Annotated in this window: 15 protein-coding genes; 14 read left to right on the top strand and 1 reads right to left on the bottom strand. The window is 63.3% G+C overall.

Annotated elements, in window-relative coordinates; genetic code table 11:
• Positions 1-170 precede the first annotated feature (170 nt).
• Genes ACQY80_RS01625 through grxD form a run of 3 tightly spaced genes read left to right on the top strand, consistent with a single transcriptional unit; the run spans position 171 to position 1,137 of the window.
• Positions 171-497, top strand: coding sequence for a DUF1476 domain-containing protein (locus ACQY80_RS01625; protein ID WP_428682982.1), 327 nt, complete (start codon positions 171-173; stop codon positions 495-497).
• A gap of 10 nt (positions 498-507) precedes the next feature.
• Positions 508-741, top strand: a complete 234-nt coding sequence (locus ACQY80_RS01620; RefSeq protein WP_428682980.1) for a BolA/IbaG family iron-sulfur metabolism protein — start codon at positions 508-510, stop codon at positions 739-741.
• Between the two features lie 48 nt (positions 742-789).
• Positions 790-1,137, top strand: a complete 348-nt coding sequence (gene grxD / locus ACQY80_RS01615; RefSeq protein ID WP_428682978.1) for a Grx4 family monothiol glutaredoxin — start codon at positions 790-792, stop codon at positions 1,135-1,137.
• Positions 1,138-1,269: 132 nt separating this feature from the next.
• Here grxD and ACQY80_RS01610 read toward each other — a convergent pair whose 3' ends face one another.
• Positions 1,270-1,638, bottom strand: coding sequence for a hypothetical protein (locus tag ACQY80_RS01610; protein WP_428682976.1), 369 nt, complete (start codon positions 1,636-1,638; stop codon positions 1,270-1,272).
• 377 nt (positions 1,639-2,015) lie between these two features.
• Between ACQY80_RS01610 and ACQY80_RS01605 the strand changes: the two genes are divergently transcribed.
• From ACQY80_RS01605 to ACQY80_RS01555, 11 genes are all read left to right on the top strand, one after another.
• Positions 2,016-2,348, top strand: coding sequence for a hypothetical protein (locus tag ACQY80_RS01605; RefSeq protein ID WP_428682974.1), 333 nt, complete (start codon positions 2,016-2,018; stop codon positions 2,346-2,348).
• A 424-nt stretch (positions 2,349-2,772) separates the two neighbouring features.
• Entirely contained in the window at positions 2,773-3,141 is a 369-nt protein-coding gene (locus ACQY80_RS01600) for a BlaI/MecI/CopY family transcriptional regulator (RefSeq protein ID WP_428682972.1), read from the top strand.
• Positions 3,138-4,856 carry a M56 family metallopeptidase gene (locus ACQY80_RS01595; protein ID WP_428682970.1) on the top strand — a complete coding sequence of 573 codons (1,719 nt, stop codon included), beginning with the start codon at positions 3,138-3,140 and terminating at the stop codon, positions 4,854-4,856. Before ACQY80_RS01600 ends, ACQY80_RS01595 begins: the two co-directional genes overlap by 4 nt.
• A gap of 194 nt (positions 4,857-5,050) precedes the next feature.
• The gene (locus ACQY80_RS01590; protein ID WP_428682968.1) at positions 5,051-5,986 is read left to right on the top strand and encodes an MBL fold metallo-hydrolase; all 936 of its coding nucleotides are present in this window, start codon (positions 5,051-5,053) and stop codon (positions 5,984-5,986) included.
• On the top strand, positions 5,983-6,750 hold the full coding sequence (locus ACQY80_RS01585; RefSeq protein ID WP_428682966.1) for a hypothetical protein: 768 nt from the start codon (positions 5,983-5,985) through the stop codon (positions 6,748-6,750). The genes ACQY80_RS01590 and ACQY80_RS01585 overlap by 4 nt, the downstream gene beginning before the upstream one ends.
• Positions 6,747-7,379, top strand: a complete 633-nt coding sequence (locus tag ACQY80_RS01580; protein ID WP_428682964.1) for a DUF4230 domain-containing protein — start codon at positions 6,747-6,749, stop codon at positions 7,377-7,379. Before ACQY80_RS01585 ends, ACQY80_RS01580 begins: the two co-directional genes overlap by 4 nt.
• Before the next feature lie 69 nt (positions 7,380-7,448).
• Positions 7,449-8,162, top strand: coding sequence for an adenylate cyclase (locus ACQY80_RS01575; protein WP_428682962.1), 714 nt, complete (start codon positions 7,449-7,451; stop codon positions 8,160-8,162).
• 62 nt (positions 8,163-8,224) lie between these two features.
• A complete protein-coding gene (nadA, locus tag ACQY80_RS01570) occupies positions 8,225-9,214 on the top strand; it encodes a quinolinate synthase NadA (RefSeq protein WP_428682960.1) in 990 nt (329 codons plus the stop codon).
• A 975-nt stretch (positions 9,215-10,189) separates the two neighbouring features.
• Positions 10,190-10,462, top strand: a complete 273-nt coding sequence (locus ACQY80_RS01565) for a GlsB/YeaQ/YmgE family stress response membrane protein (protein ID WP_428682958.1) — start codon at positions 10,190-10,192, stop codon at positions 10,460-10,462.
• Positions 10,463-10,771: 309 nt separating this feature from the next.
• Positions 10,772-11,941, top strand: a complete 1,170-nt coding sequence (locus ACQY80_RS01560; protein WP_428682956.1) for an efflux RND transporter periplasmic adaptor subunit — start codon at positions 10,772-10,774, stop codon at positions 11,939-11,941.
• Positions 11,942-11,985: 44 nt separating this feature from the next.
• A complete protein-coding gene (locus tag ACQY80_RS01555; protein ID WP_428682954.1) occupies positions 11,986-15,588 on the top strand; it encodes an efflux RND transporter permease subunit in 3,603 nt (1,200 codons plus the stop codon).
• Positions 15,589-15,603: the final 15 nt, after the last annotated feature.

Raw genomic sequence — 15,603 nt, 5'->3', positions numbered from 1 at the left:
CGATGGTGGCGGCAAGGCGCAGTCTTCGATGCTGCGGTACGACCCATTCCCGTCGCCGCAACCCCTAAACCCATCGTATGAAAAAGGGAAGTGATCTGCGGCACACTTGCCTTGCGTGGTTTGGCCCGCCGACCTATCTGGACCTAGAACCTATTTCAGCGAGGATGATGATGAGCGCTTTCGACGATCGTGAACGGGCCTTTGAAACGAAATTCGCGCGCGACCAGGAAGTGCAGTTCCGCATCACCGCGCGTCGCAACCGGCTTGTCGGCGAATGGGCCGCCGAGCGCATGGGCCTGACCCCCGAGGAAACCGACGCCTATGCGAAGGCGGTCGTACAGGCCGATTTCGAGGAAGCCGGCGACGAGGATGTCATCCGCAAGCTCGCGGGCGACCTGACCGCCGCGCAGGTCGAAATCAGCGACGCGGAGATTCGTTCGGTGCTGAACGACAAGACCGCCGAGGCGCGCCGTCAGTTCATGGACAGCCAGGGCTGAGGCCGCAGCGATGGGCATGCGCGAAGACGATCTGAAGGCGATGATCGCGGCGGCGTTTCCGGACGCCGTCGTCACGATCACCGATCTGGCGGGCGACAACGACCATTATGCGGCGCATGTCGTCAGCGAATCTTTTCGCGGTCTGACCCGGGTCGCGCAGCACAAGGCGGTCTACGCGGCGCTCGGCGGGCGCATGGGCGGTGAACTTCATGCCTTGCAATTGACCACTGCCGTTCCTTCATAAGGGCTAGACGCAATTTTTTTCGGCGCGCCGCGCCACCGGAGACATGACATGAGCGACCCCGCCATCCCTCAGCAGACCATTGGCGACCGCATTGCCAAGCTGGTCGCCGATCACCCCGTGCTGCTTTTCATGAAGGGCACGCCGCTGTTTCCGCAGTGCGGCTTTTCATCGCGCGCGATCGCGATGCTCGACCGTCTCGGTATTGAATATGACACCGTCGACGTGCTGCAGGACATGGAAGTCCGCCAAGGGATCAAGGAATTCTCCGACTGGCCGACGATCCCCCAGCTTTATGTGAAGGGCGAGTTCGTCGGCGGCAGCGACATCATGATGGAGATGTGGGAAGCCGGCGAGCTTCACGCGCTCGTGACGGGAATTCCGGCGCGCGCCGAATAAGAGCGGCGCGGATCGATAACAGAAGCCCGTCGGCGCGTAGGCGTCGGCGGGCTTTTTGTTTGTCGGCTTAGGTGTGGGAAGCGGACGTCGCCGTCCGCCAATATTGCGGTGAGCGGGCTCTGATCGCTCTACCTACATCGTGCTATACTCAAACGCCTCAATGACATGGCCACTGCGATCTACCCGGAATGCAATTGCAACGTCCGACACTCCGGCGAGCCAATATGTCAGTATATAGCTATTGTCGGTCTCGTCCGCCTTAACATCCTTCTGGTTCAGCTCGTAAATCGCCATTTCATGGGACATCTTAGGATAGCATCTTCCAATCGCCTGCTTTGCAGAAATTATCGAGGGCAGCGTTTGATCGGCATCTGGAAGATCATAAATTTTGCTGATGGTTTGATTTCCGAGAACAGGGAAGTTCGCACAATCGGCAGATTTGATGGCCGATGGACTGCATGCAGGAAGCAACATGCACAACGAAATAAAGAGGATTCGCATCCAACAAACTTAGAGGGATTAAGAACGACCGCAACCGGTCGCTAGCGGCCATGTCCTTCCGAAATGAACCGAACGGCGAAAACGGGGTGGGAGGCGGGCGGCAATCGCGCTAAATGTGACATTGTGGCGGGGGGAAGAGGAGCCCCGCAAGGGGACCAGAGGCGAAAGCTGACCGCGCCCAGGGTCTTGGGCACCGCTTACGTTAAACCTATGCGTGAGCCTTGGCCCCGCCACACCGCCTACGTCTGCAACCGGTTGATTGCTGTCACCGCACCCTTTCGGCGAACGACGGCGCAAATGGGGTGGTAGCGCACATCTGTCTTGCACAGTAAAAAGGCGCCATGTCTAACCCAAATCCAAACGATGAATGCGCTCGAATGAGGGAAGATCTTGGCCCCGAAAAGTGGGAAGCTTTGGGCCATTTTCTCTCTGAAGGTGATTACCTCGGATTGAACCGATCAGATTATCGAGGCGCCATTGCTCAATATGAGAAAGCTTGGGAGCTACTTGGCACACGGCGCCTGCAACAAATCTGGGGTGCTGACATTCTCGGAGGTATTGCGGATTTTGCCTCACGCTCCGGAGATCCCGATTTAGCTACGGACATACTCGACAGTGTCATGCTCCGTGCGGCGCAGATTTCCGATGCTTCCTTACGTAAAGCATGTGACCAGTTGGAGCTGTTGGCTAATCAGACAGATCAAGTCTGAGCCTCAAACGTCCGCAATCGGTCGATTGCCACCGTTCCAAGCCTGGATAATCGAGGATGGTGCAAAAAGCATCCGGGGGGCGGGGCCTTTCGGCCGCTCCGCCCCCCGTTTGCATCGGGGGCAAGTGGGGATTTCCAGAGTGGGGGCAGGGGACATCAGGGACCAGACCGATGTCCCCCACCGCTCCATTGAGCGGAACACTCGGGAACGACTTATACTATACAAGCCGCGTGCCAATTTGCGGCCATCGCGGATTTCGGCGGCAGACGCTGGTTAGCGATTCCTTACCGGCCCCGGAGCCTGTCAAAAATTCCGACACATGAACAGAGCAGGGGCCGTTCAGCTTCGTTCAGGAAGTATTCAGCCGATTGACTACATTTGTAGTCGCATAGCAGGTCAGCGCCAGTAAGGGAGGGGTTCCGATATGGCGGAGCGAGCGAGCGAGTCGGAGATGCAGGTGCTGTCGGCGCTGTGGGACAAAGCCCCGCAGACCGCCGCCGACCTGACCCAACGCATCGGCAAGATCAACGGCTGGACACAGGCAACGGTCAAGACGTTGCTTGCGCGGCTGGTCCAGAAGGGCGCGGTGACGGCGGAGGCCGACGGCCGCCGCTATCTCTATCGCCCCGCGATCGACCGCGCCGAGGCGGTCGGCGAGGAATCACAGCGCTTCGTCGACCGCCTCTTCGGTGGCCGCGTCAGTCCTATGATCGCGCATCTCGCCGAGCGCGAGGCGCTGACTGACACCGACATTGCCGAGATCGAAGCCTTGCTGCGGAAGCTCAAGTCATGAGCGCCGAAACGATCCTTCAGGTCTGGGGTGACACGATGATCACCACGGCCGTCCTCGTCCTTGCGATCCTCTTGATCCGCAAGCCCTTTGCGCGCCATTTCGGTCCGCAGCTCACCTATATGCTCTGGCTCGTTCCAGCGCTGCGGCTCTTTCTGCCGCCGCTGCCCTTCGCCGAGCCCGTAATGGTGGCGGCGACGCCAGTAGTGCCCGCCGACGTCGTGCTGGTCGACATCGCCGAAGGGGCCGGAGCAGCTGCCGCACCGGTCACATCGGCCGCGCCGGCGTGGGGCCTTGCCGATGCCGTGCCCTATCTCTTTGCGCTGTGGGTCGCGGGAGTCGTTTTCGTGCTGGTGTCGGCGTGGGTCGCGCACCGGCGCTTCCGCGAGGATGTGCTCGGCGGCGGGGTCGAGCTCGAATCGCTCGGCAAGATCCGGCTGATCATGACCGATGCGGTCGACGGCCCCGTTGCCTTTGGCCTCTGGCGCCGGTTCGTCGCGGTTCCGAACGATTTCTTTGGGCGCTATATTGCCGAGGAGCGCGCGCTCGCGATTGATCACGAACTGGCGCACCATCGCCACGGCGATCTGTGGGCGAACGCCGCAGCATTGCTGCTCCTCGCGGCGCAATGGTTCAACCCTTTCGCCTGGCGCGCGATCCGCGCCTTCCGCTTCGATCAGGAGGCAGCGTGCGACGCCCGCGTCCTGACGATGAAGGGCTCCGGGGCCGACGAGGCGCCGCGTAATTTGCGCACCGCCCGCTACGCCACCGCCATCGCCAAGGCGGCGGTCGGGTCGCGGCTTTCGCTGGCGGCGCCGATGGCAGTCCACGACAATCTGCAGGAGAGACTTACGATGCTTACGAGGGAGGATATTTCGAAGCAGCGCGGCCTGATCGGCAAGCTGCTCGTTGGCGGCGCCACGCTTGCCGTGCTCGCGACGACCGCGACGCTGGTTCCGGCCGGCATCGCCATCGCGCATCCCGCCGACGTGCCTGAACCGCCTCCGCCGCTGGCCGCGCCCGACGCACCCGATGCGCCGACCCCACCCGAAGCCCCGGCTGCGCCCGCGGCGCCGGGCGTGATGATCTTCACCGAACAACATGACGGCGATACCGCGGACAAGGACGGCAAGAAACGCGAAGTCCACCGCATCGTCATCCGCCGCGATGGCGAGGGCAGCGGGGGCGAGGGCCATCCGGCGATGATGTTCGCGCCCGCCGACGGTCAGTTCAAGCGCGTCGAAATTCGCATGCCCGGCAGCCTGTCGCGCGACGATGTGCTCGCGACGCTGAAAGAGCAGGGCATTACCGGGGCCAAGGCCGACGCGATCGCCGACAAGCTGGAGACGAAGCGCAAGGAACGTCTCCGCACCGCTATGGCACCGATGCCGCCCATGGCTCCGCTGCCTCCGATGCCCGCCATGCCCGCATGGGCGCCGGTTCAGGGGCAGGCGATGATCCTGCGCTGCGGCGAAGGCGGCAAGACGCCGCCAATCGTGAACCGCGACGAATCCGACGGCAACAAGCGCAGCCGCGTCGTCATGTATGCCTGCAACGACGGCCCCGAAGGCCGCGCCGCACGGCTGACTGCGCTCAAGAAAGCGCGCGAAGCCTTCGCCGAGGGCGAACGCGCCCGCGGCCTGTCGACCGAGATGCGCGCGAAGGTCGCAGCCGATCTCGACAAGGCGATCGCCGACATCGAGAAAGCCGACAAATAGACTTCCGGAAAACGCGTGCCGGCGGGGAGTCAGGACCCCGCCGGCCGTGAGCTTCGACGCCGGTCTTCGTCCCCGGTAAGACCGGCGTCAGGGGCGGGGAAAGGGAGCGGTCCGTCCCGCTCCCTTTCTCTCGTCCGCCGCTTTTTCATGCCTGCGCCCTTTTCCTTTGGCGGACCCGGTGCCACATGGGATGCATGAGCGAAGACAGGCCCTGGCCCGACACGATCCGTGCCGGCGAATGCGAACGGCATGAACCGCTGGTGCGCCGCGTGCTCGCGCCCAATCCGTCCCCCTATACCTTTACCGGCACGCAGACGTGGATCGTGGGAGCGGGAAGCGACGTCGCGGTGATCGATCCCGGCCCGACCGGATCGGGGCTCAGCATCGGCGACCCCGCCGACATCAACGGCGTCGGCCATGTCGATGCGATCCTGCGGGCCACTCAGGGCCAGCGCATCGCCGCGATCGTCTGCACGCACACGCACCGCGACCACAGCCCCGCCGCCGCGCCGCTGAAGGCGGCGACGGGCGCGCCGATCATCGGCTGCGCGCCGCTGGCGCTGTCCGACGACGGGCCGCGCGCGGATTCGGCGTTCGACACCGACTATGCCCCCGACCGCGTGCTGACCGATGGCGAGCGCATTTCGGGCGACGGCTGGACGCTGGAGGCGGTCGCGACGCCGGGGCACACGTCGAACCATCTATGTTTCGGGCTCGTCGAAAGCCGCGCGCTGTTTACCGGCGACCATGTGATGGCTTGGTCGACCAGCGTCGTGAGCCCGCCCGACGGCGACATGGCGGCCTATATGGCGAGCCTGTCGAAGCTCTATGATCGCGATGACCGCGTCTATTATCCGGCGCACGGCCCTGCCGTTGCCAAGCCGAGGCAGCTCGTCCGTGGCATGCTCGGCCACCGCAAGCAGCGCGAGCGGCAGATATTGCGCGAGCTTGAAAAGGGCACGGCGGTGATCCCCGTCATGGTCAGTCACATGTATAAAGGCCTCGACCCGCGCCTGACGGGAGCTGCAGGCCGTTCGGTCCTCGCGCATCTGCTTGACCTGAAAGCGCGCGGCCTGGTTCGCGTTCGCGCGGATCATGAGCCCGGGCAGGAAGCATGGGAACTGGCATGACGCTGTCGCTGATCCTCGCGGCCGCGGCCGCCGGCACCGCTGTGCCCGCATCGGGCCCGCTCGTGACGCTGGTCGCGGGCGAGGGTGCGAGCCAGTGCCTGCCCGACCGCAGCCTGTGCCTTGAAGTGCCGCCGACCGAAGACGGCGATACGACCGGTGCGGTGCTGCGCGTCGCTTCGTCCGGCAGCGCGCCCGTTTCTTTGACGCTTCCCGAGTTCGCCGAAGCGCAATCGATCGAACTCTGGCCCAGGCTGATCCGGGCCGGAGGCGAGGGCGGCGCGAACCGCTATCTCTTCGGTATCCTGACCGGCCAGACGAGCATGTATTCGGGCGGTGGCGGGTCGGCTTCGCAGCTCCACCTGATCGAACTCGATACGGCGGCGGGCACTGCCCGGCTCGGCGAGGAAGCGCTTGAAGTGCCGTGGAGCGGGTCGCTGCTGATCCGCGCCTGCTTTTCCGAGGCCGATATGAAGGACCGGCTGGAGGCGTGTCACGACAGCTATGATTTCGGCGCGACGCTTGTTGCCGCGCCCTTGGGCAAGGCGATCTTTCCGACGCTCAGCTATCGCGCCGTGGCGACAGCCTTTCCGCGGACGTCGCGCCGGTCGAATGACAATAGCGAAGGCAAGTTGAAGCGGGCCGATCTGGTCCGCGCGAGGGATCCCGCCTGCACCTATGACCGCGTGCTCCGCTATAACCCCGCGACGTCGCGCTATGACATGGATCAGCCGGCACCCGATTGCTCGGACTATACAACGCCATGACCGACAGTTCTCCAGCGCCGCGCCTTCTGCCGCGCCTCATTCTGCTGGCCGCTGCCGCGCTTATCGCGTTGGCCGCCTGGTGGGCGTTCTCCGCCTGGCGCGACTGGCAGCGCGGCTATGATCCCGAGACCGTCGTCGCGGCGAGCCTGCAAGGGCTGCAGGAACAGAATGTCCTCGTGCCCTTCACTGCGCGCTATGTCGCGGTGGTGACCTCGACGCAGACGCGGCTCGGGCTGGAGGCGAAAAAGACGCTGATCATGCCGGGTACCGTCCGCTATGAACTCGACCTCGGCCGCCTGAAGCAGTCCGACCTCGACTGGGACGGTGCCACCAAGGCGCTGACCGTGACTCTGCCGCCGCTGCGGCTTGCAGGGCCGGAGATCGACATCGACGCGATCAGCGAGTTTCGCGACGGCGTAATCCTGCTGACGCTGACCGATGCCGAAAAGACGCTCGACGCGGCGAACCGCAAGGCCGCGCAGGAAGAATTGATCAAGCAGGCGAAGGGCACGACCCCGATGCGGCTTGCTCAAGGCGCTGCGCGGACGGCGGTCGAACAGAGCTTCGCCATGCCGCTGAAGGCGGCGGGGATCGACGCAAAGGTGAGCGCTCGCTTCGCCGGCGAATAGCTGCCGGTTCCCGTTTTCACAGCTTCATGCTAAGACCCGCGGCGATTTCCAGCCAAGCGGGGGTGCGGCATGGCGACGATAGCGGAAGGCGCGGCCCGCGCCGAACGGTTCTGGCAACGAATGGCGATCGGCCTCGCTGCCTTCATCATATTGGGTTTTCTGCAGTTCGCGCTGCGCGGTTTCGTCGATCCGGCGAAGGCGCCTTGGTGGGTGCATCTGCACGGGGTCGCGATGCTCGCGTGGCTCGGGCTGTTGATTGCTCAGCCGACGCTGGAGGCGCGCGGTCACATGGGCCTGCACCGGCGGCTCGGCTGGGCGGGCGCGGCGCTTGCGACGCTGATCACCGCTCTCGGGATTTTCGCCGGGCTGGCGTCGCTGGTGCTGCATCGCTTTCCGCCTTTCTTTACGCCTGCGCATTTTCTGGCGCTGACGATCGTCGAGGCGATCGTCTTCGGTTGGATGGTGATGGCGGCGATCCGCTGGCGCGGCGACACCCAATGGCATCGTCGGCTGATGATCGGCGCGACGATCGTCATATTGGAACCCGCGCTCGGGCGATTGCTCCCGATGCCGTTGATGATCGGTTGGGCCGACATTCCGGTCGGGCTGATCCAGCTCGCCGTCGTCGGCGTCATCGCGCTTCACGACCGGCGGACGCTGGGTAGGGTGCATCCGGCGACGAAAGCGCTAGCCGCCATTGTCGTTGTGGTGCGGCTATCCATCTTTCTGCTGGGGCTGGCACCGCCGGTTGCGGCGCTTGCCGCGAAGTTGACTGGTGGCTGATTGCCCTGTCCTGCGGGGCCGTGTACAGGGCGCGCAAGGCAAAGCCACATAAGGATAAAGCCATGACTGCTCCCATCCGCGAGAATCTCTCGGGCCTAGACCTGCGCGCCGAAATCGAACGCCTCCGCAAGGAACGCAATGCCGTCATCCTTGCGCATTATTATCAGAAGCCCGAGATTCAGGATCTCGCCGATTTCGTCGGGGACAGCCTGGAACTGTCGCGCAAGGCAGCGGATACCGACGCCGACGTCATCGCCTTTTGCGGTGTGAAATTCATGGCCGAGACCGCGAAGATCCTGTCGCCCCAAAAGACGGTGATCCTGCCCGACATGGACGCGGGTTGCAGCCTGGAGGATAGCTGTCCACCCGAACAGTTCGCGCGTTTTCGCGCCGCACACCCCGATCATATCGCGCTGACCTACATCAACTGTTCGACCGAGGTGAAGGCGCTCAGCGACATTATCGTCACGTCTTCGAGCGCTGAGACGATCCTCGCCCAGATTCCGCCCGAGCAGAAGATCATCTTCGGCCCCGACCGTCATCTTGGCGGTTATCTCAACCGCAAGTTCGGCCGCGACATGCTGCTGTGGCCGGGCGTGTGCATCGTCCATGAGGCGTTCAGCGAAACCGAACTGCTGAAGCTGAAGGCGCAGCACCCCGGCGCGCCCGTCGCGGCGCATCCCGAATGCCCGCCGCACATCGTCGACCATGCCGACTATGTCGGATCGACCAGCGGCATCCTGCAGTTCGCCAAGAGCTTCCCCGGCGACACGCTGATCGTCGCGACCGAACCGCATATCATCCACCAGATGGAACGTGCGCTGCCGGAGAAGACCTTCATCGGCGCGCCCGGCGCCGACGGTAACTGCAACTGCAACATCTGCCCGTACATGGCGCTGAACACGATCGAGAAGCTGTATCTTGCGCTGCGCGACCTGCAGCCGCGGATCGAGATGGACGAGGAACTGCGTCTCGGCGCGAAGAAGAGCCTCGACCGGATGCTCGAAATGGCGTCGGGGACCGTGGGCAAGGGCGACCTCGGCCGCGCCTGAGTCGCGACGCGATTCGGGCCGGGCCGTCCCCGCGATTCGATTGCTGCGGCGCGGCAATTGAATCCGAAAATGCTGCACTCTTGTTACAAAAATGCTGCAGCGAATTCGCTTGTTGCTAATGCCGGAGTTATCCACAAGCGCGGGGCTCCGAAACGGCTTTCCCGCGCATTTTTTGTTGGCGACGAAATCGGTTCGTGACAGCTTCAAATCATCGGAAGACGGAGACGAAAAGCCGCCGGGACATGAAGGGTAGTTGCAAGACTGGCCAGAAGATAACGGACTGGATTTACGAGGAAATCTATCGATAGCTTGATCACGGAACGCAGCGATTCCCACGAGTTGAGGCGAACCAGATCGGGTACATGAAAGACAGTCCATCGCTCTGAAAGCGCAGCTGTTTCGGCAGAGGCACGGACAAGATGATGAAGGGTCTTTCAGGTGAGGCCGGCCCCCGAAAGGGGGCCGACCAAACCGTCGCCGGATTGTTCCGGCGCCCGCTGCGACGGATCGTTCGCGGCTCGCCGTTCGAAAGGATGGCAGGTCGGGAAGGTGCGGAGTGCGGTGCGAGGGATAAAACCGGATAGTGGGGGTTGGCAGCGATGTCGGCCCCCATTTCGCATGCGCCCTTTCGAGGCTCCTGCGCGCGGGCGCTTGCCGTCATGCAAATAATTCCTTCCCCTGTGACGATCGTCACACCACCGTCAAGGCAGGCTGCTTATGCCGTCCCTGCGACCCGGAGCAGTTCCCCGACCGGAACTGATCCTCCTCTCCCGGCTGCGGCCCACGGATCGCGGCCGGGAACCTTTTGGCGCTCTCTCGCATTTCTGGACTATCGTCGAACGATTGGGCCGCGCCCGGTTGTGTTGCTGGGGTGCTTCTCTGATCGCAGCCATTTCGCTAGGCGATTGCAAATATTTAGGTTACCAACCGGTGGCCTGCCCGTCAGGCGCCAGAATGATCGTAGGGGGTCACAATATGATTGATTTCATTATCGCAATTGTCATGGGCGGTATCATTGGCTGGCTTGCCAGCATCGTGATGCGAACCGATGCCCAGCAAGGCATCTTCCTGAACATCATTGTCGGTTGCATCGGCTCGATTCTCGGCCGGTTGCTGCTCGGCGGTTTCCTTGGCGGTGGCCATTTGCGTGGCGATGCATTCGACTGGCGGACGCTGGTAACAGCGTTTATCGGCGCAATCATCCTGCTTGCCATCGTCAATCTGATCCGGCGCGGCAGGGTTCGCTAACCGATCATCGGCGATGCGGTCCGATCCGGACCGTGGTGTGAAAATGGGGGCGGTCGACCTGGTTCGGCCGCCCCATTTTCGTGCGCCAACCACTGGATATCGGCGAACAACTTCCCTATGAGGCGCGGCCCGCGGGGGGCGAGGGCGGCAACGTTTCGCCTCTTGCACGTGGTGATATAATAGGGTAATACACCTTCAAAGGGATGATCCTGCCTTGACGGGCCGGGCGTGTTGCTTTGGGCGACGGGCTACGGCGACTGCCGATGGCGGAGGGGATGTGGTGTGAACTACGAACGGAAAGTGGATTCGATGGACAGCCTGGCGGGGACGCAAAGCTTTTACGAAGAGGCGGAAAACCGTCGCAAGCGGATGCTGACGATCGCCGCGGTGGCGTTGATCGCGGTGGTGCTGATCGGCGTGTGGTACGCCTTCACCCATGGCCGGAGCGACGGCGCCGCGACAGCCGACGGGCAGGGCGCGCAGAATATTCCCCACGTCACCGTCATGGTTCCCGGCCGCGTGTCGGTGCAGGCGGCGATCGCTGCGAATGGTACGATTGCGGCCCGCCGCGAGATGCCGGTCGGGGTGGCGGGCGAGGGCGGTCAGGTCGTCCGCGTCCTTGTCGAGCCGGGCCAGTGGGTCGGCGCAGGCCAGACGCTTGCGGTGATTGACCGCTCGGTTCAGTCCCAGCAGGCCGCCAGTCTTTCCGCCTCGATCAAGGTGGCTCAGGCCGACGCGAGCCTTGCGCAGGCCGAACTCGACCGCGCGCAGGCGCTCGTCGGTCGCGGCTTCATCTCGAAGGCCGATCTCGATCGCAAGCGCGCAACCCGCGATTCCGCCAATGCGCGCGTCCGCGTTGCGCAGGCACAGTATCAGGAGGCTGTCGCGCGCAACGGCCGTCTCAATATCGTCGCGCCCGAAGCAGGCCTTGTGTTGACGCGTCAGGTCGAACCCGGACAGGTGGTCGGCGCGGGCAGCGGCGTGCTGTTCCGCATGGCAAAGGGCGGCGAGATGGAAATGCTCGCGCAGATGGCCGAAGCCGATCTGCAGCGGATCAAGGTCGGCACCCGCGCGACGATTACGCCCGTGGGCACCAGCCTGCAGATCGCAGGACAGGTGTGGCAGGTCTCGCCGATCGTCAACATGGACACCCGTCAGGGCACGGTCCGCATCGCCGTTCCCTATAGCGCCGCGCTACGCCCGGGCGGCTTTGCCGACGCACGGCTGGTTTCGGGCACGGCGGAGGCCCCGCTGCTTCCCGAAAGCGCAGTGCAGAGCGGACCCGAGGGCAGCTTCGTGCTGATCGTCGGTAAGAACGACATGGTCGAACGGCGCCCCGTCAAGGTTGGTTCGGTATCCGATGCGGGCGTCGCGATTGCGTCGGGGCTGACCGGAAACGAACGCGTCATCGTTCTGGCCGGCGCCTTCCTCAACCCCGGCGACAAGGTCAAGCCGGTGGTGCAAAAGTCGTCGCAGTAACGAACCGCATCCAGGCAGCACGCGCACAAAAGGGCGTTTGAATCATGAGCTTTCGCAACATTTCCGCCTGGTGCATCCGCAATCCGGTGCCGCCGATCGTGCTGTTCGCGCTGCTGCTCCTCGCGGGTATCGTCAGTTTCAACCGGATGGATGTCAACGACAATCCCGACGTCGAATTTCCAGCGGTTCAGATTGTCGTTTCGCAGCCGGGCGCCGCGCCGACCGAGCTTGAGACGCAGGTGACGCAGCGGGTCGAGGCCGCGGTGCGCGCGGTCAGCGGCGTAGAGGACATGTCCTCCTATGTCGGCGAGGGCAATAGCCGCACGATGGTGCAATTCGCGATCGGTACGCCGATCGACCGCGCCTATAACGACGTCAACCAGGCGGTGCAGCAGATCCGCAGCGACCTGCCAGACGGGATCCTCGAGCCGCAGGTCGTGCGTGTCGATTTCGCGGGCGGGCCGATCACCTATTTTGCGGTCGAAGCGACCGACATGACGCTCGAACAGCTGTCTTGGTTCGTCGACAACACGGTGGCCAAGGATCTGCTTTCGATTCCCGGCATGGCGCGCGTCAGCCGCTCGGGCGGCGTCGATCGCGAGATACGGGTCATTCTCGATCCGGCGCGGATGCAGAGCTACGGCGTCACCGCGAGCCAGATCAACCAGCAGCTGCGCCAGGTCAACGTCAACGCCGCAGGCGGCCGTACCGAGATCGCCGGCTCCGAACAGGCGGTGCGCGTGCTCGGCAACGCCGGGTCGGCGAACCAACTGGGTGACTATCAGATTTCGCTCGGCAACGGCCGCACGATCCGCCTCAGCGACGTCGCGACGGTGACCGACGGCTATGCCGAACAGCGAAACCTCGCCAAGATCGAGGGACGGCAAGTGCTGTCCTTCTCGATCGAAAAGGCCAAGGGCTCGTCGGACGTCACCGTCCATGACGAGGCAATGAAGAAGCTCGCCGAGATCAAGAAAAACAACCCCAAGGTCAATTTCAAGATCCTCTTCACGCGCACCGAATATACCAAGGAGCAGTATCGCAGCTCGATGCTCGCGATGATCGAAGGCGCGATTCTGGCGGTCGTCGTGGTCTTCCTGTTCCTGCGCGACTGGCGCGCAACCTTGATCTCGGCGCTGGCTATCCCGCTGTCGGCGATCCCGACCTTCTGGTTCATGGACATGATGGGCTTTTCGCTGAACGGCCTGTCGCTGCTCGCGCTCAGCCTGGTTGCGGGGGTGCTCGTCGACGATGCGATCGTCGAGATCGAGAATATCGTCCGGCATATGCGTATGGGCAAGACCGCCTATCAGGCGTCGATCGACGCCGCCGATGAAATCGGCCTCGCAGTGGTCGCGACGACGATGTCGATCGTCGCGGTGTTCCTGCCCGTTGCGCTGATGCCCGGCGTGTCGGGGCAATTCTTCATCCAGTTCGGCATGACAATCGTCTTTGCCGTGCTCGTCAGCCTCGCGGTCGCGCGCATGATCACGCCGATGATCGCGGCCTATTTCCTGTCTGCACAGGGCGAGCAGGATCATGCCTCGGGTCCGTGGGTCGATCGCTATGAAAATCTGCTGCGCTGGACGCTCGACGACAGCAAGCATAAGTTGAAGCGCACCGGTTATGATCTGACCGGCACGCGGCTGATCTTTCAGATTCTGCCTCTGATCTTCGCCGCTGTGGCTGCGGTGGTGATGGTTTGGCAGTATTTTCAGCCTGTTCAGGTCGGCCAAGATGCGCCGAACGCGGCGCTGCATTTTCTGCTGTTCACGCCGCTGGCTGTCATTGTTACCTTTTTGCTGGTCTCGATATTCCAGATCGCCTTGGGCGCCATGACGGTTTGGACTCGCCGTGAAACGCTGGGTTCAATCGCGGTTGGCTATGCGCGGTTTGCTGCGATTGCGGCAGTGTTGGTGGCGCTGTTGTGGTTGGTCGGCGTCTTGACCCCGATCACAACGGTACTGATTGCATGGGCAGGTGCAGTCGCCTTCGCGGTCGCGTTTGGAATTATATCCTGGGCCTTCGGCATGCTTGGCATGTCCAATTGGACTTTTTCCCATTGGGCTATGTCGATGGCGCAGCGCGCGCGCGCCCGCCTGTTCGACCACCGCGTGTGGATCGTCGGGATCGGCGTGGTAGCGCTCGTGTGGACCGGCTTCATGTTCACGGTGCTCCCCAGCCAGTTCCAGCCGACGATCAACAGCGATTACAGCCAGATCACCTATGAACTGCCGCCCGGCTCGACGCTGGCGCAGAGCGAGGTGATCTCGAACCAGATCAATACGATCCTGATGGCAGACAAGAATGTCGAAAACGCCTTTTACGACGTCAATGTCGGCGGCGGCGGCGTCTATATCACGCTGAAGAAGGCGCGCGAGACGAGCAGCGTCGACTGGGAGCGCACGTTGCAGCCCAAGATGGCGGCGATTCCCGATGCGCGCGTGTCGTTCCAGAGTCAGGCGGGCGGCTTTTCGGGCCGCGACATCAGCTTCATCATCGGCGGCGACAACCCGGTCGCGCTCGAGAAGCATGCGCTGCAGATCGTCAAGGAAATGAGCGCGCTCAAGGAACTGCGCGCGGTGCGGATCGAGGGCGACATTCCGCGGCCCGAGATTATCGTCAACCCGCGCATGGACCTCGCCGCCGATCTTGGCGTGACGACGGCCTCGCTCAGCCAGACGATCCGTATCGCGACGCTGGGCGACATCGACCAGAATGCAGCGAAATTCTCGCTGTCGGACCGCCAGATCCCGATCCGCGTCCTATTGTCCGAAGATTCGCGTCGCAGCCTCGCGACGCTGGAAAACCTGCCGGTGCCGACGACGCGCGGCACGACCGTGCCGCTGAAGTCGGTGGCCGAGATCAGCTTCGGCGCCGGACCGACCGAGCTCCGCCGCTACAACCAGACCCGCCGCATCGTGATTGGCGCCGATCTGGTGAAGGGGCTGGTGACCAGCGATGCGCAGACCAAGATCGACGCGCTGCCCTCGGTCAAGAATATGCCGCAGGGCATCCGCAAGATCGTCCAAGGCCAGCAGAAGTTCATGGAAGAACTGATCACCAACTTTGTGATCGCGGTTCTGGCGGGGCTGGCGCTCGTTTTCTCGACGCTCGTGCTGCTCTATCGCCGCTTCCTGTCGCCCGCGGTGAACATGTCCTCGCTGCTGCTCGCGCCGCTGGGCGGTTTGCTCGGCCTGTGGATCACCGGCATGGAAATCTCGATGCCCGTCTATATCGGCATATTGATGCTGCTCGGGATCGTCGCGAAAAACTCGATCCTGCTCGTCGATTTCGCGATCGAGGAAATGGACCATGGGATCGAAAAGAATGCGGCGCTGATCGACGCCGGGCGCAAGCGCGCGCAGCCGATCGTCATGACCACGATCGCGATGGTTGCGGGCATGGTGCCGACCGCCATCTCGCTGTCGGGCGACGGGGCGTGGCGTGCGCCGATGGGCGTCGTCGTGATCGGCGGCCTGATCCTGTCGACGATGCTGACGCTGCTGATCGTGCCCGCGGGCTTCAGCCTGGCCGACAGCATCGAAAAGCGCTTGGGCGGCTTCTTCTCACGGAACCTGCTGACCTATCGCAAGGGCGACGACACCAAGCCGCACGCGGCGCCGACGCCCGAGCCCGCAGAGTGAAAATGATACGCAACC

It is taken from the genome of Sphingopyxis sp., from assembly GCF_965279755.1.
GTDB lineage: Bacteria > Pseudomonadota > Alphaproteobacteria > Sphingomonadales > Sphingomonadaceae > Sphingopyxis.
This window is presented reverse-complemented; position numbering and strand designations above follow the sequence as displayed.